General features: G+C 61.5%; 15 protein-coding genes and 1 pseudogene. 3 read left to right on the forward strand and 13 right to left on the reverse strand.

The features are described from left to right. Window positions 1-16 precede the first annotated feature (16 nt). A complete protein-coding gene (locus tag WS51_RS07090; RefSeq protein WP_069228855.1) occupies window positions 17-670 on the reverse strand; it encodes a TetR/AcrR family transcriptional regulator in 654 nt (217 codons plus the stop codon). A gap of 147 nt (window positions 671-817) precedes the next feature. On the opposite strand from WS51_RS07090, the gene WS51_RS07095 reads away from it, so the two are divergent. Beyond that, the gene (locus tag WS51_RS07095; RefSeq protein WP_059507693.1) at window positions 818-2,110 is read left to right on the forward strand and encodes an NAD(P)/FAD-dependent oxidoreductase; all 1,293 of its coding nucleotides are present in this window, start codon (window positions 818-820) and stop codon (window positions 2,108-2,110) included. A 44-nt stretch (window positions 2,111-2,154) separates the two neighbouring features. Further along, the gene (locus WS51_RS07100) at window positions 2,155-2,544 is read left to right on the forward strand and encodes a DUF3331 domain-containing protein (RefSeq protein ID WP_059451678.1); all 390 of its coding nucleotides are present in this window, start codon (window positions 2,155-2,157) and stop codon (window positions 2,542-2,544) included. Here the strand turns inward: WS51_RS07100 and WS51_RS07105 are convergent. Together WS51_RS07105 and ggt are read right to left on the reverse strand one after the other, a co-directional pair. Next, window positions 2,541-3,869, reverse strand: a complete 1,329-nt coding sequence (locus WS51_RS07105; RefSeq protein ID WP_069228856.1) for a dicarboxylate/amino acid:cation symporter — start codon at window positions 3,867-3,869, stop codon at window positions 2,541-2,543. The two genes, WS51_RS07100 and WS51_RS07105, sit on opposite strands and share 4 nt — an antisense overlap. Window positions 3,870-3,966: 97 nt before the next feature. Next, complete coding sequence (gene ggt, locus WS51_RS07110; protein WP_069228857.1) at window positions 3,967-5,718, reverse strand: gamma-glutamyltransferase; 1,752 nt, start codon at window positions 5,716-5,718, stop codon at window positions 3,967-3,969. Window positions 5,719-6,091: 373 nt separating this feature from the next. Between ggt and WS51_RS07115 the strand changes: the two genes are divergently transcribed. Then, window positions 6,092-6,970: a MurR/RpiR family transcriptional regulator gene (locus tag WS51_RS07115; protein WP_069228858.1), complete on the forward strand. Its 879-nt coding sequence runs from the start codon at window positions 6,092-6,094 to the stop codon at window positions 6,968-6,970. A gap of 911 nt (window positions 6,971-7,881) precedes the next feature. Here WS51_RS07115 and WS51_RS31985 read toward each other — a convergent pair. The 10 genes and pseudogenes from WS51_RS31985 to WS51_RS07140 form a co-directional block, all read right to left on the reverse strand. Beyond that, a complete protein-coding gene (locus tag WS51_RS31985; protein ID WP_147957191.1) occupies window positions 7,882-8,118 on the reverse strand; it encodes a hypothetical protein in 237 nt (78 codons plus the stop codon). Next, on the reverse strand, window positions 8,115-8,897 hold the full coding sequence (locus WS51_RS31990; protein ID WP_147957192.1) for a hypothetical protein: 783 nt from the start codon (window positions 8,895-8,897) through the stop codon (window positions 8,115-8,117). The genes WS51_RS31985 and WS51_RS31990 overlap by 4 nt, the downstream gene beginning before the upstream one ends. 221 nt (window positions 8,898-9,118) lie before the next feature. Then, complete coding sequence (locus WS51_RS30720; protein ID WP_081060288.1) at window positions 9,119-9,394, reverse strand: hypothetical protein; 276 nt, start codon at window positions 9,392-9,394, stop codon at window positions 9,119-9,121. Between the two features lie 52 nt (window positions 9,395-9,446). Further along, a pseudogene (locus tag WS51_RS30725) lies at window positions 9,447-9,863 on the reverse strand (hemagglutinin repeat-containing protein); the annotation flags it as partial. Window positions 9,864-10,147: 284 nt separating this feature from the next. Beyond that, window positions 10,148-10,378 (reverse strand): hypothetical protein, encoded by a 231-nt coding sequence (locus WS51_RS31995; protein ID WP_147957193.1) that lies wholly within the window; start codon window positions 10,376-10,378, stop codon window positions 10,148-10,150. Between the two features lie 175 nt (window positions 10,379-10,553). Continuing rightward, on the reverse strand, window positions 10,554-10,826 hold the full coding sequence (locus WS51_RS32000) for a hypothetical protein (protein ID WP_155629462.1): 273 nt from the start codon (window positions 10,824-10,826) through the stop codon (window positions 10,554-10,556). Window positions 10,827-10,828: 2 nt separating this feature from the next. Further along, window positions 10,829-20,446 carry a two-partner secretion domain-containing protein gene (locus WS51_RS07125; protein ID WP_081333531.1) on the reverse strand — a complete coding sequence of 3,206 codons (9,618 nt, stop codon included), beginning with the start codon at window positions 20,444-20,446 and terminating at the stop codon, window positions 10,829-10,831. A gap of 104 nt (window positions 20,447-20,550) precedes the next feature. Continuing rightward, window positions 20,551-22,218, reverse strand: coding sequence for a ShlB/FhaC/HecB family hemolysin secretion/activation protein (locus WS51_RS07130; protein ID WP_081333551.1), 1,668 nt, complete (start codon window positions 22,216-22,218; stop codon window positions 20,551-20,553). 572 nt (window positions 22,219-22,790) lie between these two features. After that, window positions 22,791-24,137: an ABC transporter ATP-binding protein gene (locus WS51_RS07135; protein ID WP_059805689.1), complete on the reverse strand. Its 1,347-nt coding sequence runs from the start codon at window positions 24,135-24,137 to the stop codon at window positions 22,791-22,793. Between the two features lie 11 nt (window positions 24,138-24,148). Further along, on the reverse strand, window positions 24,149-25,903 hold the full coding sequence (locus WS51_RS07140; RefSeq protein ID WP_059506760.1) for an ABC transporter permease: 1,755 nt from the start codon (window positions 25,901-25,903) through the stop codon (window positions 24,149-24,151). Window positions 25,904-25,913 lie beyond the last annotated feature (10 nt).

A 25,913-nucleotide genomic window follows, 5' to 3' on the forward strand; every position in this document is an offset into this window, starting at 1 on the left:
GCATCGCGCACGGCACTCAGTCGCCGACGAGATTGAACGCGACGTCGATTACGGACTGCCGGAACGCGTCCCGCCGCGTCGGCAGCGACGTGAATGCCAGCATCATGTGACTGTACGACACCGTCATGCCGATCGCGCTTGCGATCATGAAGAACAGCACGTTCGGATCGACCGCGCGGATCGCACCGGCCTCGACGGCATCGGACAGCAGCGGGAGCATCACGTCGTAATACGGCCGCACGAGGCGCTCCTGCAGCCGGTCGAGCCGCGCTCCCTCCTCGGTCGCCGCGGTCGAGAAGAACATGCCCATGTCGGGCTCGTCGAACTCGTGATCGACGCACAGCTCGATCGCCCGCCGCACGCGCTCGCGATGCGGCAATGATGACGTGCGCAGCGCGCGCAATGCTTCGAACATCGGCTCCGCGAGATCGACGATCTGCTCGACGACGGCCAGCCACAACGTTTCCTTCGTGCCGAAATGATGGGCGATCAGCGCTGCGTCGATGCCCAGCTCGCGCGCGACCTCGCGCACGCTCGTCGCATCGTAGCCGCGCTTCGCGAACGTGCGGCGCGCGGCACGCAATATCACGTCCGGACCGACGGACGCCTCCGCCAGCGGCCGCCCGCGCGTACGCCGCTTCGCCGGCGCGCGCTCAGTAACTTCAGCCACGTTTTCCTGCTCCCGTTGAATGAATCGAATACCGGTGTTCCGGCCCCGGCTCGGCATCGCCGAACCGGGCTGCCTGCCCCGCTCCGTTGACACGCGAAGCCGGGAAGCGCTAGGATCATACCTTATTCATCACTTGATGATTTATCCATGACAACCCGTACTCGCATCGTGATCGTCGGCGGCGGCATCGCCGGATTGCAGCTGGCGACTCGCCTCGGCGAGCGTCTCGGCCGCACCGGGCGTGCCCAGGTCACCGTCGTCGATCGCAGCCCGACCCACGTCTGGAAGCCGATGCTGCACACGATCGCCGCCGGCACGCGCGACGTGCAGCAACAGCAGGTGATCTTTCTCGCCCATGCGCGCGATCACGGCTACACGTATCAGCCCGGCGAATTGAAGGGGCTCGATCGCGCGCGCCGCCGCGTGCAACTCGGCGAGATCCGCTCGCAGAGCGGCGAACGGGTGATCGACGCGCGCGAACTCGAATACGACGTGCTGATCCTCGCGCTCGGCAGCCAGGCCAACGATTTCGGCGTGCCGGGCGTGCGCGAGCACTGCTACTTCATCGACAGCCAGCAACAGGCCGAGACCTTCAACGAAGCATTGCGGATGCGCGTGTTTCGCAGCGTCGCGCGCGACGAGCCGTTTCGCGTCGCGATCGTCGGTGCGGGCGCAACGGGCGTGGAGCTCGCAGCGGAATTGAGCCGGCTGCTGGAAGTGGCGCAGGCGTATGGCGACGAGACGGTGCGTGAACGGCTGCAGCTCACGCTGCTCGAAAGCGGCCCGCGCATCCTCGCCGCGTTTCCGCCGAGGATTTCCGCGTCCGCGCAGCGGCGGCTCGAGCAGATCGGCTTTCGCGTACTGACGTCGACGCGCGTGACGGCGGCCGACGCGAACGGGTTTCACTATGGCGACGGCTCGTTCGCGGAAGCAGATCTGATGGTATGGGCAGCCGGCGTGAAGGCGCCGGATTTCATGCAGGCGCTGGGCGGGCTCGACACGAACCGCGCGAACCAGATCCGGGTCGGGCCCACGTTGCAGGCCACGGCCGACGAGCACGTGTTCGCGATCGGCGATTGCGCGAGCCTGCAGCCCGACGGCCACGAGCGGCCGCTGCCGCCCACCGCGCAGGTCGCGGCCCAGCAGGCCGAGCATCTCGCGAAGCACTTGCCGGCATGGCTCGACGGCAAACCGCTGCCGCCGTTCGCGTTCCACGATTTCGGCGCGCTCGTGTCGATCAGCGATTACGACGCGTTCGGCACGCTCGGGCAATTCGGCTTCTTTCGCGGCGGCTTCATCCAGGGGCGTTTCGCACAACTCAGCCACCTGATGCTGTACCGGCGCCACCAGCAAGCGCTGCACGGATTTTCCAAGGCGACGCTGCTGTGGATCGCCGAACGGATCAACGGCTGCGTGCAGCCGCGCATCCGCTTGTCGTGATGCCGCATGTCGCGTCAACATGTAACGTTTCGAAGGAAATAAAGATGAGCAACAGTGCAATTGCCTGGCTCAAGACGGTCGCCGCGATCGGCAGCTTCGACATGCCGTCTGTTTCATTGGCCGCACCGCGGCGGCGCTCCATCACACGCGATCGCCTGCCGTCGTGGGACGCGACGAGCCAGCCGACGATCAGCGTGCTCGAGCGCCCCACGGCCGACACCGTGATGATTTCGTGGCGCGACGCGTGCACCGGCCACTACGGTTACCAGAAGTGGCGGCTGTTCACGACGCGCAAGCGCGGCGTCTGTGCGCTGTCGGGGCGGCCGATCGCGCCCGGCGACAGCGTGTATGCACCGCAACTGCTCGGCTCGGCGCCGGGCAACGCCGCCGCGATGGTGCTGGCGACGTACATCGACGATGCGTGTGCCGCTTAAGCGGACGTCGCCCCACCGGCGCCATAGGCCGGATCGCTGTTCTGCCGCTCCAGTTCCGCGTCGAGATGCGCGGCATGCGCGAACGCTTCGGACTCCGACATCAGTTCGCCCTCCCACTTCGCGACCACGGCGCTCGCGATCGAATTGCCCACCGCATTGGTGGCCGAGCGGCCCATGTCGAGGAACGTGTCGACGCCGAGGATCAGCAACAGCCCCGCTTCCGGGATATCGAACTGATGCAGCGTCGCCGCGATCACGACGAGCGATGCGCGCGGCACGCCGGCCATCCCCTTCGACGTCAGCATCAGCACCAGCAGCATCGTGATCTGCGTGCCGAGCGACAAGTGGATGTTGTACGCCTGCGCGATGAACAGCGACGCGAACGTGCAGTACATCATCGAGCCGTCGAGGTTGAACGAATAACCCATCGGCATCACGAAGCTCGAGATCTTGCGCCGCACGCCGAACCGGTCGAGCGCGTCGAGGATCTTCGGGTATGCGGCTTCCGAGCTGGCCGTCGCGAACGACAGCATGAACGCTTCCTTGATCAGCACGAGCAGCTTGAATACGCGCGGGCCGAGGAACAGCAGCCCCGCACAGACGAGCAACGTCCAGAGCAGGAACAGGCTCACGTAGAAGTCGCCCATGAACACCGCGAACTTCAGCAGCACCGACAGCCCGTTGACCGCGACGGTCGCGGCCATCGCCGCCAGCACCGCGAGCGGCGCGAGCTTCATCACGTAGCCGGTGATCTTCAGCATCACGTGCGACAGCTGATCGATCGCGGCGACGAGGATCTTGCCGCGCTCGCCGAGCGCCGACAGCGCAACGCCGAAGAACATCGAGAACACGACGATCTGCAGGATCTCGTTGTTCGCCATCGCCTCGGCGATCGACTTCGGCACCATGTGGCTGACGAAATCCTTCAACGTGAATTTCGACGTCGCGAGATGCGCGGATGCGCCGATGTCCGGCAGCGGCAGCCCGAGGTTCTCGCCGGGGCGCAGCAGGTTCGCCATCAGCAGCCCGAGCAGCAGCGAGATCAGCGACGCGGTGACGAACCAGCCGAACGCCTTCACGAACACGCGCCCCACCGACGATGCATCGCCCATGTGCGCGATGCCGACGACCAGCGTCGAGAACACCAGCGGGCCGATCACCATCTTGATCAGCCGCAGGAACACGTCGGACACGAGGGAGATGTAGCCGGCGATTTCGGTCGCCGATTGTTTGTCCGGAAACTGCGTGTAGATCATGTAGCCGATGAAGATGCCGGCCACCATCGCGAGCAGGATCCAGACTGCCGCAGACATTCGCTTGTTCATGACGGTACTCTATGCACGGTGCAGGATTGAAAGAAGAAAATGCGCGCGCCGATGCCGTGCCTTGGCGCGCGTTGCGAGCGAGTCGGGCCGGGCCAGGTCAGTAGCCGATGGCCGAACCGGCCGGACGGCGCGGATCGTTGACACCGTAGATGTAGCCAACGCGTACGTTGCCGGACACCGACGAGTCGTTGCCGGAACTCTGACGGCTCGCCGCCTCGGTGCCGGGCAGGCCGACCATGATCAGCTCGGCTGCGCCCCACGGCGTCTGCTCGACCATCTTGTAGCCCATGTTGCGCAGGATCGCGAGCGTGTCGGGCGACAGGCCGCGCGTCTCGTAATACACCTGGTCGGGCAGCCATTGATGATGGATGCGCGGCGCCCCGACCGCATCCTGCGGCGTCATTCCGTAGTCGATCACGTTCAGCACGGTCTGCAGCGTGATCGTGATGATGCGTGAGCCGCCCGGCGAGCCGACCACCATGAACACCTTGCCGTCCTTCTTCACGATCGTCGGTGCCATCGACGACAGCGGGCGCTTGCCCGGCGCGATCGAGTTGCGCGTGCCCTGCACGAGGCCGAACAGGTTCTGCGCGCCGACCTTCACCGTGAAGTCGTCCATCTCGTCGTTCAGGAAAAAGCCCGTGCCCGGCGCGATCACCACGGCGCCGAAGCGGCCGTTGACCGTATACGTGGTCGACACCGCGTTGCCGTCGCGGTCGATGATCGAATAATGGGTCGTCTCCGGCTTTTCATGCACGCCGACACCCGGTTGCACGTCGACCGACGCCGTCGCCGTGTCGCCGCTGATCTGCTTGCGGATCTCGGCCGCATACGCCTTGCTCGTCAGCTTCGCGACCGGATTGTCGATGAAGTTCGGGTCGCCCAGCAGCGTGTTGCGATCTTCGTACGCGTGGCGCATCGCCTCGGTCATGTAGTGGACCACCGAAGCCGACTGGTAGCCGAACTTGCGCAGGTCATACCCTTCGAGCACGTTCAGCGTCTCGCACATCGTCACGCCGCCCGAGCTCGGCGGCGGCGCCGACACGAACTCGTAGCCGCGATACGTGCAGGTCAGCGGCGCCATGTCCTGCGCACGATACGACGCGAAGTCGGCCGCCGTGATCAGCCCGCCGCCGCGCTTCGCGGCCGCTTCGACGATCTTCGGAATCTCGCCGTGATAGAACGCGTCGGGGCCATGCTCCGCGATGCGCTCGAGCGTGCGCGCCAGATCCTTCTGCACCAGGCGGTCGCCCGGCTGCAGCGGCGTGCCGTCCGGGCGCAGGAAGATGCGCGCCGCTTCCGTATCCTTCTTGAAGCGGTCGATCGTCGTGTCGAGGATGTCCGTGTCGCCGCGCGTCAGCACGAAGCCGTCGCGCGCGAGCCGGATTGCAGGCTCCATCACCTGACGGCGCGTCAGCTTGCCGTACTTGCGCTGCGCGAGGTCGAGACCCGCTACCGTGCCCGGCACACCGACCGCGCGATAGCCGTACAGGCTGTCGTCCGGAATGACGTTGCCGTTCGCATCCAGATACATGTTCGCCGACGCCGCGGCCGGCGCGGTTTCCCGGAAGTTGATGAAGCGGTCACGGCCGTCAGACAGATGCAGGGTCATGAACCCGCCGCCGCCGATGTTGCCGCAGCACGGATTGGTCACCGCTTGCGCGTAGCCGACCGCCACGGCGGCGTCCACCGCGTTGCCGCCCTCCTTCAGGATGTCGACGCCGATCTGCGACGCGAAGTGCTGCGACGACACGACCATGCCGTTCTTCGCTTCCACCGCAGGTTCCGAAGCGGCGAGCGCGCCTGCGCTCAGGGCCGACAACAGGGTGAGTACGACGAGCCGCCTCATGACGGAATCCTCCAGACGAATGACCGGGCCTTGCCGGGGTGCGTGAGCCGCCCGGCAAGGCCGGTCGACGCCGTGGATCAGAATGTAATGAACGATACATTCCGATGAGGCCGCGATCATAGCACCGGCATTTTTGCGTCAAAACCTAGGGTTATCACTCAGTTCATGCGCGACATTACGGGCAGCGCAACCGAGGGAAATGTTCGTTTCATTACATATTCGGCTGTCAGATGCCACGAGTGATACGTCCCTCTAATCTGCGATCTCGTGCGGATTGCGGCCCGTCGATCGGCTAACATGCACGGAGTCGCCGGCAGACGCCCGTCTGCCGTTCGTCATCATTCATTCAGATACGAGCAAGCCGGAGTGCCCGATGGGGACAAGCATCAGGGCGTTGCTGCTATCCCAGATGGATAGCTTCACGCCGTCGGAACAGAAGGTCGCGCACGCGCTGCTCGAGCGCTATCCGAGCCTCGGGCTCGGGCCGATCGCGAGCTTCGCGAAGCAGGCCGAAGTCAGCGACCCGACCGTGTTTCGCTTCGTCGTGCGGATCGGCTTTCCGAACTACTCGTCGTTTCAACAGGCGCTGCACGACGAAATCGACACGGCGATGAATTCGCCGCTCGCGCGGATGGATGCGTTTCACTCGGAATCGGGGATGCGCGACAGCCATGCGGCGATCTTCCAGCGCCTTTCGCAATCGCTCGCCACCACGATCGAAGGACTCGATGCGGCGGCATTCGACGACGCGGTGACGCTGCTGGCCGATCCGGATATCCGCGTGTTCTGCGGCGGCGGGCGTTATACCGCGCCGCTCGCATCGCTGTTTTCCTTCACGCTCGCGTATGCGCGCCCGCATGTGCAATACGTCGAACCGAACGTGCATCTCGCGTCGGTCTCGCTGACTGACATGGGCGCCGGCGACGTGCTCGTCATTTTCGATTTCCGACGCTATCAGAAGGACAGCGTCCGGTTCGCGCAGGCCGCGCATCAACTCGGCGTGCGGGTGCTGCTGATCACCGACGAATGGCGCTCGCCGATCAGCGCGTTCGCCGAAATCGTGCTGCGGATCCAGGGACGCCCGTTCGCGATGCTGCAGACCAACGTGCCGGCGCTCGCGCTCGCAGAGGCGCTGGTGATCGGCGTGACGAACCGGCTTCCGGAACTGGCGCGGCAGCGGATGGAGAAGATCGAGCGGCTTAGTACGGGTGGGAACGAGCGGGATGGGAATCAGTGGGATTTGCCGGAGTGAGGAGATTCACTGCTTCAGGTCGGACCTGAACCATGGACCGAATTTCTCAGGATCGTCGCTCAGCATTCCGGCCTTGCGTAGTCGTATTGCAGCCAGCAGCAGCAAACGAAACCATGCCCACCTTGATCCAGATTTGCGGACTCGCATACAACCTGCGCCAGTTCATCCTTTATCTACCACTGCCTGCCACACGTCATTGATGACCGCGCCATTCAGGTTCGAGCTTACCTGCAGCGCAGCTGGAAAACCCGATATCCACCAGTAAAAATCGATTTAAAACAACTACCACGAACCTTTATCCATCTCGCAACGAGCGACCACAAGACGCACACCTCTTTGCCATAAGATCAACATACGGAATCGGATCCCCACGGGGAATATTTTTACAATAAGGACATCGATAACAAAATCTGATCAGTATAATTAAAAACACGGAAACCGTTGCCACAAATATCGCAGACATCCATTTATACCGATCTCGCACAAGCTCAAAAAAGGAAATACAAAGAACACACCAACCAGAAAACATATGATCACCCATCGAACTCGATTGAATCTCAATAGCATCAAATCACGATTTCCCATAACGCCATTTTCAATTTCAGCTAAAATCAAATATATTAAACTCGGCCTCCATATCAACCCCAAAAACACCAGACACGCCGACTGAGTCTTTAGATTGCCAGTAGAAGCCAGTTTCCGGAGCTTCCAGAGTCAGAGATCCAATCTCGCTACCATACTTAACTGGATCGTTGCAGGCGTGGTTTATCTAGAATAGGCCATCGCCCGTTTGGCTAATGTAAGCCACGGCTACGTCATCTCTTCCCGGCCCTTTACTCGCCGCAGCGCCCGAATAGGACTGGCGACTACATTATCATGAGAGACGCAGAATTTTTATAATATTATAAATATCACGAATTTCTAATTCTTGGCCACGCAATTAACGCAAATGCGAAAGCCAAAATCACCGCTCTAAAGACAATCTCTTTCACGTTAATACTTTCCAATATTCCAATCACACCAAACTTGGCGTAACAACCGTCAACGACGGCGCAACTCATATACGCACCAACGACGTAAATCACTGCCACTCCCGGCACGCAAATAAAAATCAACAAAAGTAGCGCATATAGCATTCTGATAATCATCTTCCCACATCCGTCACGGACCACCTGCTTTGGTACATACCATTTAAAAGCTCTTGCCCCACCCCACCTCCAAAGGCACCACCAATAGGACCAACATTATTTGGATTGAACAAATTCCATCCACTGCCAGACCATGATCCAGAAGAAGCCCAATTCGGGGTATTAATTGTCGGCCTAAGAGCATAGTTAACACTTGATTCGCCAAGCCTCCCAAGCCCATAACCTAAACTTGACAATACACCGCCAATCAGCGCCGACCCGATAACACTCTCGTTCTTCCCTTGCAGGAAATTGTCAAGCGCAGTCGTCGTCGCTCCACTAATCGCATTTACGGATACGTTCCAGCCTAGCAGACCATACGAGCCGACCACGCCTGTCACAAACGCACCAGCTATGTCGACAGAATTAACCTTGGCGTCCTTATAGTATTGCCCCGCAGCATTGATCCCCGCGCTAATCGCGCCCGTCCCGACCGGCGACGCCCACGCCGCGGATCCCAGCGCCCCGCCCGTCCTGAATATTGGCGCGCCCGGCAACGCAGCTATCGGACCTCCGACTGCAATCCCCACTGCCCCCGCCGCCGCGCCGAGCGTCAGATTTTCGTATAGGTCCTTGTGTGCCTTGTCCCTGCTCACCGAGTTCGCAATCATTTGGTCGATCGGCACGTTCATCTCCGTACCGTTCGTAACGTACTTCGCGTACATCTCGACATTCGCCTTCTGCTCCGGCGTCGCGTAGAACATATAGCCCGGTCCACTGTTGCCGTCAGCAGGCAACATCCCATGCGCCTGCTTCAAGAAGTCATACGCGCGTTAGTTAAAACTATCGGGCGAACCATTCCGTGCTTGCAAATTCGCCTGCGTCGTCAACTCGTGATGTGCCTGCCCCACCGGCAAATCGTATTTCTTCGCGTGTACTGCAACCTTTTCACTGATCCACCTCTTCTCTTCTGGATGTAACTGCCGATTGCAGTGAACTCGCTGCGGCCTAGTCATTGTTTCTACTTGGACCGATTTTCTTCGTCATCCCTCGTCTTGTAGCTGTCGCGCGCCTTCCTATAGCTTTTATCGAACGGCTTAAGACCAAGCGCCTTCGCGCGTGATGCATAACCGCCAATAGCCGAAATCGGAAGCCCAAAAACAATTAGTAAAATTGCAATGGTCTTTGGCAAAAAATTAAAAACCAAGCCACAATAAACCATAGCAATTCCCAAAACAAGAAGGACAAGTTGCGCCCATCCGGCAATGTTTCCGTCAACAAAGAATCTTGTCTTCATCTTATTGAAGCTTGTTCATCAAGTCTGGCATATTCTGATTGACCCAATCCTTTCCCCGGCTCACGCTGCCCCCACCCGAGCTGCTCGGGTGCGCTTCGCTGCGGCTCGTATCCCGCACCGACGCGATGTTCAGATTGCCGCGGACATTCGCGATCACCTTGTGCGCATCGGCGTTCGCGCCGACGATATGGGAGTCTCCACCGCTGACGATCGTCGCCGTGTTGCCCGCTTTGATGTGCGTGTTTTTCTGCGTCGCCGCGTCCGAATTCGCATCACCGTGCGCGCGCCATCGCCGCCGATACGCCGAACCCGCCCGTGCCGTACGACACACCTACGCTCCCGCTCTTCGACTCGTTCGTGCTGCGCGTGCTGTCAGTGTCCGTGCTGTTGATCAGATCGACCCGGTTCGCTGCCTGCAACAGCACATCGTTCGCGGTCACGTCCGCCCACGGATCGTCACGTTGCCTTGACGTCATCTCGCTGTGCGAAAAGTCAAACCTCATTACTAGCGACCGGATCTCTTCTTTTCATAAAACCAGATCAACGTCCCAATCAACAAACTGGACACCACAACGAATACCGTCAATCTACCTACCCGGTCCCACGTCGGCAATTGATATGGAATATCGTAGAACAACCATTACAGCGCAGGACCAGCGGCAAGTTCGATAATCGTGATACAAAGACCCATTCCTATGAACCAGGTTAGAAAATAATGCGTCCAGCGAAATAATTCAAAGCTCGTCTTCAGCTTCATTTCCTTACGCCCGCCCCATCAAGCTTGTTCTGCATGGTAGCCCCCATTTTCTCTTGCGCTGCGCCGCCAGCAGCCCCGCCAAACCATGATGGAAGCATACTCGGCGGGACATACTTCGACACCCCCATACCGATATCCACCCACTCATGCCGATACCACGGATTCAACACGTCATTGAGCTTACCCTCGACTTTGAAACCGAGCGGATATCCGATCACTGTTCCCACCGCCACCCCTCCCATAGCCGCATTCGGGTTCTGATCTTGCAGCGCCGAACCCGTCGATGCAACAACAACTTCAGCCTCTCCTGCTCTTCTTCATCTTTCCCCGCCTTCTCCGCTATCGTCTTCTTCTCGTTATCGTGCAACTGCCGATTGAACTGATTCAACATCACCCAAGTGATCAGCGTCGATTTTTTATAGTGACCATTATCAGCCGCACAATCTCCACGACAACCATTAACACAGTACCAACTCTCACAACATACAAAATCGAATCGTGTTTTTTTATTTGCCCACCAGACATACCGAGCACACCAAAATTGGCAGACAAAAAAGAAACCACAGTCGGAATATAAATAAATCCGATATACACAAGAAAAATTCCCAGCATGCGCGCGCAAGCCCCTCTCCACCCCCCATCCCGAATAAAATTTTCTAATTTTAAAAATTTCATTTTTACCTCTCCTTATTTGGCACAAAAAATGACACACCTTGAACGACGGAGCCCGCGGTAGCACCAGCAAATCCAGGCAAGGGATTTCTCACTCCTTGTAGTAATGCAGGAATCTTTGGATCTAGATTCGGATAAATAACCGGCCGAGCAATATGTGCGAATCCTTGTGTCGCAGCCAAACCAGCAAGATAACCGCCCACGCCGGACAGAGAACCAATAGCTCCAGCGTAGAGTGGGCTATTTGACTCGCCGTAGTAGCTGTTATTGAAAATTGCATTTGTAATCCCTCCAGCACCGCCCAAGAGTACATTCCCAATGAAACCAGCATTAGTACCAATTGGACCTGTCAGTGCACCAGTTGCTGCAGCGAACCCCGATTGAGCCGGGCGGAACGAACCGGATTGAGCATACTGGCCCGCCGCATCCATGCCACCTCCAGTTGTCGCACCAATAGTGGCGAATCCAACACTGCCAACTGTTGCCGCAATCGGAGCGCCAACGATTAGGGCGCCACCTGTTGCAACCGCAATTGTTGCGCCACCCATCTGATTTCTATTTGCTTGTTCTCGATTGACCGAGTTCGCAATGGTTTGTCCGCCCGGCGCATTCATTCCCGCACCATTCGGGTAGTACTGCGAGTACATGCCTATATCCGCCTTCTGCTCCGGCGTCGCGTAGAACATATAGCCCGGTCCACTGTTGCCGTCAGCAGGCAACATCCCATGCGCCTGCTTCAAGAAGTCATACGCGCGTTGGTTCCAGCTACCGGGCGAACCATTCTGTACTTGCAAATTCGCCTGCGTCGTCAACTCGTTATGTGCCTGCTCCACCGTCAAACCGTATTTCTTCGCGTATACCGCTACCTTTTCACTGATCCACTTCTTCTCTTCTGGATGCAACTGCCGATTGAATCGATCCACCGCAGCGCCCGTCAACGCACCGGTCCCGCCCCCAACCACTGCACCGGCTCCGCCAGCCAGCAGATTCGAGGCGACGTTACCCAGCAACTCGTCAACATTCTCGTTACCGGTCGGCCCCGCCTCCTTGATCGACTGCGCGATTTCCTTCAACTGCGGTGCCAGTTGCGCCGACACGCCCGCACCCGCACCTCCGCCAACCGCGCCCAAACCACCACCGGTCAGCCCGCCCGTCAACGCACCGCCAGCGATATGCAGTCCGACACGATTACCACCGCCCTCTGCCCAGCTGTCCGCCTGCTGTTGATACTGCGCCTTGAGCACAGGATCGGTCGTGCCGTCGGCATTCCTCTGCGCGTCGTCACGCTTCCTGTCCGCGTAACTGCCGATCTGCTTCGCGATCGTCTCCGCCGCTGCCTGCGCCGCATTGATCAGATCCGACTGGTTGCTCAACACCTGCTGCAGATCCGGCGTCTTGCTGACCGTGCCATTCAGATTCGATGTGTCGCGATTCAGCGTTGCCACGTCCTGCTTCTGGTTTGCCGTATCCGTAATCGTCACATTGCCCGCACTGATCGCGCTCTTGGTCGTTGCGTTGCTGCTGTCGCTCTCGCTCACGTACAGCGGTAGCGCACCGCCCGTATTCTTTCCACTCGTCTGACCGTGCGTCGCGTAGTTGTTGCCGCCGTTGCCGACGCCGCCACCCGCGCTGATCCCGAAACTGCTCGCGTCGTAACTCGAGCTGTTCTGAATATCCGAGAACGACAGCGTCCCGGTCGTCAGTTGGTTATTGTCAGGCGACGCCGTGCTGGCGATATAAGCGCCCTTCAGGTCCGTATTGCCAGCGACCGTAACATCGAAGCCGCCATCCCCGGCCTGGATACCCGACTGCTCGTTCACGCCCGCATAGTTGCCGCTCGCATGCCCGCTCTGCATGCTCACGCTTGCACTGGCTCCGCCCTGGCTCACGCTGAACCCGCCACCCGAGCTGCTCTGGTGCGCTTCGCTGCGGCTCGTATCCTGCACCGATGCGATATTCAGATTGCCGCCGACATTCGCGATCACCTTGTGCGCATCGACGTTCGCGCCGACGATATGGGTGTCGCCGCCGCTGACGATCGTCGCCGTGTTGCCCGCTTTGATGTGCGTGTTGTTCTGCGTCGCCGCGTCCGAATTCGCATCGCCGTGCGCGCGCGCCATCGCCGCCGATACGCCGAACCCGCCCGTGCCGTACGACACGCCCACGCTCCCGCTCTTCGACTCGTTCGTGCTGCGCGTGCTGTGATTGTCCGTGCTGTTGATCAGATCGACCCGGTTCGCTGCCTGCAACAGCACATCGTTCGCGGTCACGTCCGATCCCTGGATTGTCACGTTACCTTGCCCGGCGTGCCTGTCGCCCGTCGCGACGAACGCCGCCGTGCCGCCGGCCTTCACGTTGCTGCCGTTGTTCTGCGTGCTGTCCTCGGTAAACGTCGTCTTGCTGTACGAAGAACCGAAACTCAATTCGACCTTCGCCTCGGGCTTGGCCGTCGGACCATTCAACGCATTCGTCATGGCACCCGTTGCGCCGACCAGATCGGCCATGCCACCGGCCGCCGCGATCGCATGCAGCGCTGCCGCGCGGCCGTCCTGGCTTTCGCTGGCGCCCTTTACCTGCTGATTCACGTTCTGGATCGCATCGATCACCGGCGACTTCACCGCGAGCGTGAAGCCCGAACTCTTCACCTCGTGCGTTTCTTCGTGATGACGATCCGTCTGTGATGCGTCGATCGTCACGTTCTTCGCGATGCCTGTCACATCCTTGCCGGCGACGATGTCGGAACCCGTCACGTGGAGCGCGTTGCCAGCCATCAACGCAACGCTGCCGTCCGTGCTGCCGATCAAGCTGCCCTGCGAACCCTTCACCGTATCGCGGCTGGTATCGATCGTCTGATTCGTGCCATACGAGATCCCCGCGCCCGCGCTACCGAGCCCGGACTTCTTCACGTCCTTGTAGTGGTATTCGCTCGATGCCGTGTCCGCCGTCGTGATCGTCAGGTCACGTCCAGCGGCAAGATTCACGTCGTTGGTTGCCGCGATCGTTGCGGCGTTCGCCGTCAGATCGTTGCCGGCCTGCACCGCAACCGTGTCGCCCGACAGCGTCGTGCCGATCGCCTTGGTGTAGCTGCTCGAATCGATCGTGTGCGTGGACGTCGACGAAAGGAAACCGCCTTCCTTGCGATAGTGCTCGTCGTTCGCACTTGCGCTCTGTTCGCCGGCATTCAGGTTGACGTCGCGCCCAGCGCTGACGCCGATCGCGCCCTGTGCGTTCGCATACGCTGCCGTCGCATTGACGTCATGGCCGGCGACGATCGACAGGTTGCCGCTCGTCGCGATCCGCGTTCCGGTATCGGCGGATGCGGAATGTTCGGCATGGTTCCGATCGTCCCACTTGACCGCGTCCTCGCTGCTTTGACGCACTGCGTTCAGGTTCACGTCGTTCCCTGCGGCGAGGCCCGCATCCCCGGTCGTCGCAATGGCGGCCGCATTGGCGTTCAGATCGCGACCCGCGACTGCCTGCAGCGTGCCGGCATTGATCGTCGATACCCGGTCGATGCCGGTCGCGCTCCCGCTCTTCGTGGTTGCCGAACGCGTAGTGGTCGTCAGGTCGAGATCGCGCCCCGCGGACAATGCCACCGCATTGCCCCGGACCAATCCGCCGAGGTTGTGCAGATCCTTCTTCGCGCTGGCCGACACGGTATCGCCCGCGACCGTGCCGCGGTTCTCGATCGAATCCGCGCGGATGATCGTCACATCGCGGCTCGCAATCGTACCGGCGTTCTTGTACGCGCCATCCGAGTCGATGGTAACGTTCTTGCCGGAAACGATCGTGCCTTCGCCAGTCACATCCGCCGCGTTCGCGCGCAGATAGACCTGCGGCACGAGCACGGTCTGCTCGCTGCCATCCGGCAACGTCACCGTCTGGCTGACGAGCCATACGATGTCGCTCGTGAGCGCGGCCATCTGCGCGTGCGTCAGCGCCGTGCCGACGTTCAATCCGAACTGCTGACCGGCTTGCACGCCGCTGGCGATCAGCGCTTTGTATTGGCTCTGATTGTCGGTGTAGTCGCCGACGAATCGTTGGCCAGTCGCCTGCATGATCTGTTGCTGAATCAGTTGCTGCTCGTAGAAGCCATCGCCGATCCGCTTGCTGACGGTGCTCGGATCGACCTTCAGTGCATCGAGCATCGAGTCGCTCGACAGCCAGTTCCGGTAATCGGTAAAGCGCGGGTCCGTCTCGATGAGGAAGTGGCTGCCCGGGTCGCGCGTGACCTGATACAGCGCATTGTTCGGCACGCGCGTGTTCGGCGTCACCGTGCGCACGACGACATCGCCCACATTCGCCTTCACGGCCGATACTTTCCCCGCGTCGACGCCGGACACGCCCGAGCCAACCGACCATTGGCCGCCGATATCCTTGTCCGCCACCGGCGTCACGCCCGTGCCGCTTGCGCCCTGCGCAACGGACGTCGCTGCCGCCACGCTCTTGACTGGATTGGACGGTTTGCTCGGATCGGTCAGCACTACCGGAAGATCGATCGTCTGGGGCGGAATAGCGGGCGAGTAGTTCGTAGTCGAGGTCGCGCGTTCGTCACCACTGAAGGCGCCGCCCGACTGGACCCAGGTATAGGTGGCATGGCCCGATCCCATGAACGTTTCGGTGCCGGTCGCACCGATGTTCTGCACATTCGTCGATTTGTTGCCGTCCCCCGCTACGATCTGGCTCTTGTCGTTGACGCCGGACATGGCGTTGATCGTGATGTGCCGGCCAGCGGTGATCGTGCCGGGTTGCGAAGCCGTTACCACGTCTTTGGTCGACGTCACATCGACCGTGTAGACGGTATAGGTCTGGACGAGCCGACTCGACACGTCCGCGTTATAGCCGGCCACTGCCTGGTTCAGATCCCGATAGGCGGCAACGGTCGCTTTGTACCACTGCTGGAAAGGCGCACACGCGGCATTGGTCGACGTCACGCATGACGGGCTCGGCGGACCGAACGGATCCGGTTTTGCACCCGTTACATCAGCTTCCGTGGGAGCCTTGATGGAAAACCAGTCACTACCGACGTTGCGTCTACCGGTCAGCAGTGCTACGCCCGGTGACATCCAAAACGGCCCGGTCGTCGTCCAAGCCGAATTGGCATCCGGCGGCGGCGTCACACCGAACGTCGCCCAGATGTCGGCTGGCACGGTTCGGTACGCGCCGGTCTGAGACGCGACGTCCCCGCTGGCGAAATTGCTTGCTGCATACGCCGTATTGTCGATCTTGCCGGCCACACCATTCATCGTGTACTTCGCGTACTCGGCAAACGGATATTTGGTTGACGGCAGAAGAATGAACTTCTGGTCGTCGTCCAGCGCCCATCGGTAGTCGGTTCCCGGATGAATTTCGTGGCTGTTCTTCTGGTACAGATACACAGTCGACGGATCGATCTTCTCGGTCGAGCCCGGCACCTGATACCACAGCTGTGTGCCACTGTCGGTCGCGACCGTCGAAACCTGGAAGTTCGAATTCAGATTTTCAAACCGGTTTGCATCAATTGTGATGTCGCGGCCGGCGTCGATCTGCGCGCCGTCGTTCGTCGCGACCTGCGCGCTGCCGGTTGCCCGATGATTCGCATCCAGCGCACCGCCGACGCGAATGTCGTTGTTCGCGTAGATGAGCGCATCGTTCCGATTCTTGAATGTCTGTGCGCCGATGTCGAGGTCGCCACGGGATGCGATCACACCGCCGACGCCCTGAACGTTCCGGTCGTTGATCACCGCATTGGCGGCCACCGAAACGGCATCGCCATAAATTCGGCCACCCGCATTCGTTACGGTGTCACCGGCACTCACTGTCGTTGCGCCGCCATCGATCAAGCCTTCGTTCGTTATCGACTGGTCCGCATGAACATGCGTCGCATTGCCACCGATGATCTCGCCCGACGCACGGTTCCGGACGGACTCGGCAGTGACGTCGGCAACGTTGCCGGCCGATAGCGTGCCGCTGTTTTCGAGTACGCCGCCGACAACGGTTTCCAGATCGTGACCTGCGACGATCCGGCCACTGTTGGCCAGGTCGCCCTGGGTCGTCACGCTGACGTCGCCCGCCGATTGAAGCGTGCCGTCGTTGTCGAGCGTGCCCGTCGAGACCGTCAGTTTCCGACCACCGTTCACGTCGCCTTGGCTGTTGATCAACGTGTTCGAGGCAATCAACGCTGCCTCGCCCTTCGACTGGATGCTGCCCGATGTATTGTCGATCGTCGGCGCGGCCAGCTTGGCATCCTTGTCTGCGCGGATCGAGCCGGAAGTATTGTCGATCGTCTGCGTAGCCGTCAGCGCCACGTTCGCGCCTTCCATGCCGGCGACCATGCCCGGTACACCAGCTGTTTCCGGCAACGTCGAATCGACCGTCCGGGAATTGAGGATCGTGTCGGCATTCACCGACAGCGTGCCGCTTGCATGCATCGCGCCGTGCGTATTGTCGACCACCGTGCCGGCGATTTGCACGTCGGTGTTGCCGCCGATCTGGCCCGCCACGTTCGACACGGCACCCGCGCTCCGGACGGTCAGTGCGCCGTCCGCCACCATCGCACCGCCATCGTTGAGCACGGAGGTCGCGTCGATGGTCGCCGCACCGCTCGACGAGACTGCGCCGCCTGCGTTGCTCAGCGTGCCGGCAGTGAGCGCCACGCCGCCACCGAGCACCTGACCACGTGCGGATTGACCGGCAAGCACGCCGTTGTCGAACGTCTCGCGCCGCGTATCGATGTCGATGGCCGCGGTCGCCTGTACGAGACCCGACCGGTTATCGAAACCCGCCGATCGACTGATCAGCGACTGGCTGGCCGCCATCGTTCCGAGCGCGTTGACGATCGCACCCTGCCCCGATTCCAGTGCGACGTTCGTTGCCGCGATTGTGCCGCCGGTGTTCAGCAACCCCGCATTCGTCAGGATCATGTCGCTGGAGGCCAGCAGTTTCCCGTCCGTGTTGTCGGTCGTGCCCGTGGTCCGGATCGACAAGCCGCCCGACACGGAGCCGATCGTCCCGCCCTGGTTCGCCACCGATTGCGCGGCGATAGTCGAATCATGCGTCGTGCCAATCGTGCCGCCGGCATTCGTCAGTCGACCTGCAATATCGAATGTCGACGCGTCGGCTGAGATCGTGCCCTGTGAATTGTCGAACACATGCGCCTGGGCGTTCAATGCGCCAGCCGATGCAATCTTGCCGTGGGTATTGTCGATCGCCTGCGAAACAGTCAACGTCGTATCGCCCGAAGACGTACCGATCTGCCCGGCGCGGTTGCTCAGCATGCCCGTCGTTATCGTTGCACCGGAAGCGCCGACAAGTTTTCCGCTGTCGTTCGATACGGCACGTGCCGCGGTCAGCCACAAGTCGCCGGCCGTCGAGCCGATCTCGCCGCCGGCGTTGGTCAGATCGCCCGTCTGGATTTTCGCGTTGGCCCTTGCGATAACGCTACCGTTGTCGTTGTCGAGCGTGTCGGCGCGCACGTTCAATTCGCCTGCCGCACTCACGATGCCGCCAGTATTCGTCACCGCGCGTGTTGCATGCAGCGCCGTGTCCCCGGTCGTCGATCCGAGCTTGCCCGACACGTTCTCGACATTGTCGGCGGTCAACGAAAATCCGTTCCCGCCTACGATGGCACCGGATCGATTGAATACCGCACCGGCTGCCGTCACGGTCAACGCGTCGGTCGTGCCGATCTGCCCGTCGGTATTGACGATGTCGGTTGCCTGTATCCGCGCAGCGTGTGCGCTGATCGTTCCGTCGGCGTTGTTGAGTTGCGCCGCGTGGACGGACAGGTCGCGTGCGGATGCAATCGTGCCGTTCGCATTCCCGAGCAACTGCCCGATATCAAGCGACGCGTCGCCAGCCAGCGTGCCGATCTGGCCTTGCGCATTCGACACCGTATTTGCCGCGAGCGTGAGGCCGTCGCCTGCGGCGATCTTTCCGCTATCGTTAGACACGTTTCCGGTTGCAGTCACCGACAACGCCCCCGTCGACGTACCGATCTCGCCGGCGATGTTCGTCAGGTCCGTTGCGGCAATCTTCACCGTGCGCGCCACAATCTGTCCGTGTGTATTGTCGACCGCGCCGGACGCATCCAACGACAGCACATCGCCTGCCAAGGTCCCTGCCCGGTTCGAAACCGCGTGCGCCGTCACGGACGCCAGATTCCGCGAACCGATGGCACCCGAGTCGTTGACCAATTGCCCGGCATTCAGCGTCAGATTCCGGCCGCTCATTGTCCCGCCGACGTTCGACAGCGTGCCGGAAGCCGCAACATTAATCGCGCTCCCTGCACTGACCATTCCGCGGTCGAGCGTCACGTCGCTCGCAAACAGATCGACGTTTTCTCCAGCAGCCAGCGTGCCAGGGTTCGTCACGCTCGCGGCGCGTGCCGAGATCGAGCCGCCGCCGACCAGATCGCCCGCCGCATCCACACCCGCATAGACGTGTCCGCTGTTGTCGAGCGAGGTGGCCGCCGAGAGCTTCGTATTGCCGCCGGACGAAATCGTTCCGGCATTGGACAGCGCCCGGGCTGCGTTCAGATCCGTCCCCTGCGTACTGACAATCGTGCCGTGCTGAATCACGTCGGCGCCGTCGATTCGCGTATTGGCCGCGGACTGGATACGCGCGCTCGGAACGATGGTCACGTCGCCGTTACTCGAGACCTGTATGTCGCCCGTGAGCGACGTGACCGCCCCTGCATCCCGAACCCCGACGCCGGCTTCCGTGCCAATCATCCGGATACTGTTGGCAAACATGCTTCCGAGTGCCTGTACATCGATCGCCACACCCGGCGCCGCGCCCGGGCCCGCCTGTGCCCGGACGGCATCGCTCGCATAGTCGACATGGTTCGCGCCGGCCACGGCGTTGATCGAATCCGCCCAGACCTCACCGTTGATCGTCATCGCACGCGAGATCAGATCGATCGCGCTGCCGTGGGCATCGAGCCCTGCGGCAGCGACACCGATTTGCCCCTGTGTCACATTGAAACCCGCCAGCGTGCCGTCGGGATTGAACGTCGGCACACCGGTCGTCAGCGTGACACGCGGAACATTCAGGAAACCGCAGCCCGCGCAGGTGATCCCTGCAGGATTGGCGACCACGAGATTCGCGCGATTTCCGGCGATTTCCGTCGGCCCGAGTAACTGGCTTGGATTGCCCGACGTCACCTGATTGACGATCACGCGAGCGGCGTTGTTACCCAGGAACGGGTTGCCTTGCACCCAACCGGCAAGCCGGGTCTGTGAATTTTGCCCGCTGTTGACCAGCACGACGCCCTTCGAACCCACGTTGTACTGCGTGAAGCTGTTCAACGAAACACCGTTCTTCGGTGCCGTGATGTTGACCAGCGGCACCCCCGACGTCGACACGCCCACGACCGGATGCGCTCCGCCGCTACGATCCGGCGTGATCGGCAATGTCGCCTGCGCGCTTACCACGAGCGGCTGCATGCCGAACATACAAAGCGCGGCAAAGGCCGTTGCCCGCGCCGCAAACCAGATCGAGACCCCGGAATCCTCCGCTGCCGGGCGACGTGCACGCCGTATACGCGAGCGCTGGCCGCCCGCACGGGCCGACGCGTTTTCGTCGACTGCCACCAACATGCCGCGCACGGCACTGAACACCAAGCGAAAAATTCCGGAATTCATGATCGATTTTTCATTGATTGCATTTCAGACCGGTTGCGGCCTGCATCTCGGAGGCGGCCGGCTCTCGTGACTTGCTTGCAGGACGCCCGGCCCAACCGTACTGATTAGAACAACGTACTGACCTGGAACAGAAACGTCGGCGAACTCGTCTGGAATCCATGAGGCTTCGACAATGGCATGCCAAGTGATACGTCGTAGTTCAGTGCCGCGCCGAGCACGTTCTTCGGCGCGAGGTTGCCGCGTACGCCGACGACGGCCCCCACCAGCGTTTCACCGAGCAGATACTGCGCGGCAGGCCCCCGCACGCGCCCGGCATCGACGCCGCCATAAACGGCTTGTGTGCCGATCGGTGTCGGCATGTACCAGCCGATTTCGTTGGAAACGACCCAGCCGCTTTCGGCGGCGAGCGTCAGTTGTTGATCGAAGCCGCGTACGGCATACCGCGTGCCGATCGTGAAATAGTCGGAAGGTGTCAGCGGCGTACGCGCGTTCTGCATGTTCCAGCCGAACTGGTACGAGAACGTCCGATCGCCGATCGTGAAAGGAATCTGCGCATTCAGGCTTGCCAGTTCGACTTCCGTCTTGCCGTCGAAACCAGGCGCGCCGACGACCGTGCCCGAGTTGCCGGACAGGCCCGGCAACGAAGCGCGCCACGCGAATGAACCGTCGATGACCGCGCTTCCGACGTACTGCCGATGCGACAGACCGAGCTCGTAGCCGATGATGTCGCGATGCTGCACGGGGACGTCGACGCCGTCGATCGCGTTGCGGCTGATCTTGTGGAACAGGTTGCCGCGGATTTCGGTACGTGCATGGGCGTTACGGTAGATGACGCCCGACAGGCCCGCTTGAAGTTGCGACTGGACACCGCTGTACTCGATCGGGTCGCTGAATCCCGCGACGGTCTGCTTGTAGCGCGACCGGCTCGCACCAAGCGTCAACAGCGCATGGCCGATCGGCACGCTGTAGTTCGCCGATACGGACTGACTGCCCTTGTCGGACGTACCGATATTCGCGTTCGTCGTGCCGGCGATCTGCAATTGATCGTAGAGGTGCAGCGGCGAATCGAACGTGAACGAGCCCGACAGCTGGTACTTGCCCGTGGAATCCATGCCGGCGTTGTCCGCGCCGACGACGGCATGCCAGCGTTTGCCGGTGCCCGGATGCAGCACGAGCGCCGACTCGCCGGGATGCGCGCCGGGAGCGATGTCGAATGTCGCGTCGGCCTGCGATTGCAGACGACGCAGGTTCTCGAGCCCCTGGTCGATGTCGCGCTGATTCAGCAACGCGCCCCGCGAAACCGGAAGCGCCGCGCGCATCCAGCCGATCGACGGTTTGTCCGTCCGGATGTCGCTGATACGCCCGGGAACAACACGGAGCATCAACGTTCCCGATTGCAACGATTGCGCCGGCACAAGCACGCGCGACGTCACATAGCCGCGCTCGATCAATGCGTTGTTTGCCGTGTCCTGAATGTGCTTGAGCGCCGTTTTGCCGACGCACTGTCCGACGATCGGCTGCAGCATGCGGGCAAGCCAGCCGAACGCATTGGCTTCCAGTGCAATTTCCTTGATCGGAAAGCACGGTGTGTCGACCGGCAGGCTCGTGATACCGGCATCCGAGGGCTTGTCGCCCGTCGGCGCCAGTACATTCGGACGAGGATTCAACGCCCTGGCGGCTTCGACTTGCTGTTGCTGCAGACGCTGGATTTGCGGGCCAGGCGTGGTCTCGTGCGACGGCACGCCTTGCGCCCACGCGGAAACACTCGCCAACGCCGAAATCAACGCTGCCGAGGTTTCTCGATTCTTCACTGGTTAGCGGCGTGATGGTTGGTCTTTCACGCCGGAATTTATCGAAACACCTACGCGCACAGTGTCCGAAACTGAAGTATTACGGAAAATTTCTTAACTATTGTCACGACGATTTCAGGCCATCACTCAACTGAAATCGGCAAATCAAACAGGCCACTCAATATCTCGCGTCCAAACAGCCGAAGCGGTTGACACTTTGAATACATCTTCAAAGGAATAATCGTGGCCCCCGCAACGATATTCCCGTCTCTTTCGTCGGCTCTGTCTCGCACCCTTCAGAAGCGCCAATTGACATTTCGCTTCACCGTCGATTCTCGATTTGTCTCGCAACCGCAGCGCCCGTCCATCTCAAAAATGGCGTGTCCAATTTGCAACAGCGCATTGGCGCAAGGCTGCGATTCCGAGACACGAGAACCATGGATTTCTGAAAAAAGCAGAGACAGGCGCGCTGCAAATGCCCCGGCTTCTTGCGTCGAACCGCGGCACGCGTTCGAGCCGGAGCCGAACGCATACCCCAGTCGTCTGCATTCGAATCAGTTCTCCACGTCCTCGAGGCTGAACACTTCCGTCTTGTCGTTGTACGAAAAGACTTCGCCGTAACGGCCCCAGTCGATCACCGCGTCAAGCGTTTCCTCGGCTGCCTCGTCCGACAGGAAATCCTCGAGTTCCTGCTCGAAACGCACGCGCGGCGCACGATGGCCCGGGCGCTCGTTCAACACCTTCCTGATTCGCGCGGCGAGCGGCACATGCTTCAGCAGATGATCGGCGAACATCAGCTTGCGCTCCTGCGTGCCGAATTCGGCAAACACGCGCGCGGGCGGCGTCAGGAACACGTCGCCTTCGCGCACGTCGGCGAAGCCGAGATACTGCAGCACTTCCGCGATCGGGAATAGTTCGTCGACCTCCAGATGCAGCGTGCGCGCGATTTCCGGCATGTCGGCGCGGCCGTGATACGGCGCCATCGCGAGCGTCTCGATCAAACCGGCCATCAGGTTGGTCGACACGCGCGGCATCCAGCTGCCGAGCTCGAGGCCCTTCTTCGTCGCCTCGCCGGTCTGGCGTGCCGTCATCTTTGCGTAGATGTCGTCGACGAGCTTGCGGAAATCCGGATCCAGCCGGTTGCGCGGATGCTTGAACGGCACCTTGATCTCGGCGATCACGCGGCCCGGATTCGACGACAACACCAGAATCCGGTCGCACATGAACACCGCTTCCTCGATGTTGTGCGTGACGATCAGCACCGACTTGATCGGCATGCGGCCTTGCGTCCACAAGTCGAGCAGGTCGGTGCGCAGCGTTTCGGCCGTCAGCACGTCGAGGGCCGAGAACGGCTCGTCCATCAGCAGGATCGTCGGGTCGACCACAAGCGCGCGCGCAAAGCCCACGCGCTGCCGCATGCCGCCCGACAGCTCGCGCGGATACGCGTTCTCGAAGCCGTCCAGACCGATCAGGTCGATCGCGGCGAGCGCGCGCTCGCGCCGCTCGCGCGCGCCGACACCGAGCGCTTCCAGCCCGGCTTCCACGTTCTGCAGCACGGTCAGCCACGGGAACAGCGCGAAGGTCTGGAACACCATCGCGACGCCTTCGGCCGGGCCGGTCAGCGGCTTGCCGAGGTAAGTCACTTCACCGCCGGTCGGCTCGATCAGCCCGGCGATGATTCGCAGCAGCGTGGACTTGCCCGAGCCCGAACGGCCGAGCAGCCCGACGATCTCGCCCTCGCGCAGCGACAGGTTCGCGTCGTCGAGCACGAGCAGTTCGCCCTGCGTCTTGTTGAAGCCGCGGTTCACGTGCTCGACGCGCAGGATTTCCTCGCCGAGTCGCGGTGGCTGAAGCGGCTGGGATGTCTGGGCGGGGGCGTTGATTACGGTCGAATTTTGCATCGCGCTTACTCTCAATCGAGACGGAGCCGGGATTCCGCATAGGCGTACATCGGACGCCACAGCAGACGGTTGAACAAGGTGACGAACAGGGACATCACGGCGATGCCCAGGATGATCTTCGGAAAGTCGCCGGCGGCGGTCATCTGTGCGATATACGAGCCTAGACCGTGCGCGACGACCTTCGTGTCGCCCCACTGCACGAACTCGGACACGATGCTCGCGTTCCACGCGCCGCCCGACGCGGTGATCGCACCGGTCACGTAATACGGGAAGATGCCCGGCAGCATCGCCTGCCGCCACCACTGCCAGCCGCGAATGCGAAAATTCTTCGTCGCTTCCTTGTAGTCGTTCGGGTAGGACATCGCGCCGGCGATCACGTTGAACAGGATGTACCACTGCGTGCCGAGCACGATCAGCGGCGACAGCCAGATGTCCGCATTCAGATGGAAGTGAACGATCGCGATCACGAACACCGGGAACAGCAGGTTCGCCGGGAATGCGGCGAGGAACTGCGCGAGCGGCTGGATCTTTTCGGCCAGCGCGGGGCGCAGCCCGATCAGCACGCCGAGCGGCACCCAGACCACCGATGCGATCGCGATCAGCACGATCACGCGCAGCAGCGTGATCAGCCCGAGCGTGAGCACGTGGCCGACCTCGCTCATCGTCACGCCGGTTGCGACGAAGCTGACGACACGCCACGCGACGTATGCGGTCAGCAGGATCACGAACGCGCCCCAGACGATGTCGCCGACGCGCGACGGGCCACGGCCCGATGCGCCGCGGGCGCCGACACCGCCGAACGACGGCACGCGCAGCGGAATCCGCGCGGCCTGCGACAGCAGCCAGCCGGCCGGCACGAGCAGCTGATGGATCAGGTGCGTGCGACGCAGCATGTCGAGCAGCCAGGATTGCGGCGCGTCGCCCGACGCGGTGTTCTCCATCCGGAACTTGTCGGCCCATGCGACGAGCGGACGGAACAGGAACTGATCGTACGCAAGAATCACGACCGACATCGCGACGATCACCCAGCCCACCGCGCCGAGGTTCTTGTCGGCAATCGCCTGCGCGAGATACGCGCCGATCCCCGGCAGCGTGATGGTCTGGTTGCCGACGGTAATGGCCTCCGACGCAACGACGAAGAACCAGCCGCCCGACATCGACATCATCATGTTCCAGATCAGCCCCGGCATCGAGAACGGCACCTCGAGCTTCCAGAAGCGCTGCCACGACGTCAGGTGAAAGCCGCGCGACACCTCGCTCAGGTCGCGCGGCACCGTGCGCAGCGACTGGTAGAAGCTGAACGTCATGTTCCACGCCTGGCTCGTGAAGATCGCGAAGATCGCCGCGAGTTCGGCACCGAGCACGCGGCCCGGGAACAGCGCGAGGAAGAACGTGACCGTAAACGAGATATAGCCGAGCACCGGCACCGACTGCAGGATGTCGAGGATCGGGATCAGCACCATGCCCGCGCGGCGGCTTTTCGCGGCGAGCGTGCCGTAGACGAGCGTGAATGCGAGCGACGCGACCATCGCGGCGAGCATCCGCAACGTGGTGCGCAACGCGTATTCGGGCAGGTTCGACGGATCGAGCGAGATCTTCTGCGTCTGCAGCGTGGCGATCGGCGCCATCGTCTCGTGGAAGCCGACGACCGCCATCGCGAGTATGCCGATGATCAGCGGAAACGCGACCGCATCCCAGCGGTTGGGCAGCACGCGCCACGCGGACGCGTTGGCGGTGCGATTCGGATCGAAGAAACTGATATCCATCGGTAGCGTC

The sequence above is a fragment of the Burkholderia territorii genome, from assembly GCF_001718335.1.
GTDB lineage: Bacteria > Pseudomonadota > Gammaproteobacteria > Burkholderiales > Burkholderiaceae > Burkholderia > Burkholderia territorii.

Bases quoted from the DNA above. Each gene is read 5' to 3' on its own strand.
- WS51_RS07095 (WP_059507693.1), top strand. From the start codon at position 818: ATGACAACCCGTACTCGCATCGTGATCGTCGGCGGCGGCATCGCCGGA.
- WS51_RS32000 (WP_155629462.1), bottom strand. From the start codon at position 10,826: ATGAAATTTTTAAAATTAGAAAATTTTATTCGGGATGGGGGGTGGAGA.
- WS51_RS07105 (WP_069228856.1), bottom strand. From the start codon at position 3,869: ATGAACAAGCGAATGTCTGCGGCAGTCTGGATCCTGCTCGCGATGGTG.
- WS51_RS07115 (WP_069228858.1), top strand. From the start codon at position 6,092: ATGGGGACAAGCATCAGGGCGTTGCTGCTATCCCAGATGGATAGCTTC.
- ggt (WP_069228857.1), bottom strand. From the start codon at position 5,718: ATGAGGCGGCTCGTCGTACTCACCCTGTTGTCGGCCCTGAGCGCAGGC.
- WS51_RS07125 (WP_081333531.1), bottom strand. From the start codon at position 20,446: ATGAATTCCGGAATTTTTCGCTTGGTGTTCAGTGCCGTGCGCGGCATG.
- WS51_RS07140 (WP_059506760.1), bottom strand. From the start codon at position 25,903: ATGGATATCAGTTTCTTCGATCCGAATCGCACCGCCAACGCGTCCGCG.
- WS51_RS07100 (WP_059451678.1), top strand. From the start codon at position 2,155: ATGAGCAACAGTGCAATTGCCTGGCTCAAGACGGTCGCCGCGATCGGC.
- WS51_RS31990 (WP_147957192.1), bottom strand. From the start codon at position 8,897: ATGTTGCCTGCTGACGGCAACAGTGGACCGGGCTATATGTTCTACGCG.
- WS51_RS31985 (WP_147957191.1), bottom strand. From the start codon at position 8,118: ATGATTATCAGAATGCTATATGCGCTACTTTTGTTGATTTTTATTTGC.
- WS51_RS07135 (WP_059805689.1), bottom strand. From the start codon at position 24,137: ATGCAAAATTCGACCGTAATCAACGCCCCCGCCCAGACATCCCAGCCG.
- WS51_RS30720 (WP_081060288.1), bottom strand. From the start codon at position 9,394: ATGAAGACAAGATTCTTTGTTGACGGAAACATTGCCGGATGGGCGCAA.